Annotated in this window: 1 protein-coding gene; it reads left to right on the forward strand. The window is 51.7% G+C overall.

The window, feature by feature from the left end:
• The coding region (locus J655_RS24205; RefSeq protein WP_228132287.1) for a hypothetical protein at window positions 1–321 on the forward strand (321 nt) is incomplete at both ends.

Consider the following 321-nt stretch of genomic DNA (forward strand, 5'->3'; position numbering starts at 1 on the left):
TCTGTAACAGGCGAAGGCCCTGTGACCATCCATGCAGAAGCAGTGGATGCACAAGGTAACCTTGATGTTGCAGATGCAGATGTCACCGTGACTGTAGATACCTTGCCTGCAGACCTGATCGGTGCGATCACGATTCCTGAAGACTTAAATGGCGACGGTATCTTGAATGCAGACGAGCTAGGCACAGACGGTACCTTCAATGCACAAGTGGCGTTGGGACCTGATGCAATCGATGGCACAGTAGTGAATGTGAACGGTACCAACTACACCGTGACAGCAGCTGACCTTGCAAACGGCTTCATCACCGCAGCGATTCCTGTA

This window comes from Acinetobacter sp. 1294243, assembly GCF_000588015.1.
GTDB classification, from domain to species: Bacteria; Pseudomonadota; Gammaproteobacteria; order Pseudomonadales; family Moraxellaceae; genus Acinetobacter; species Acinetobacter pittii.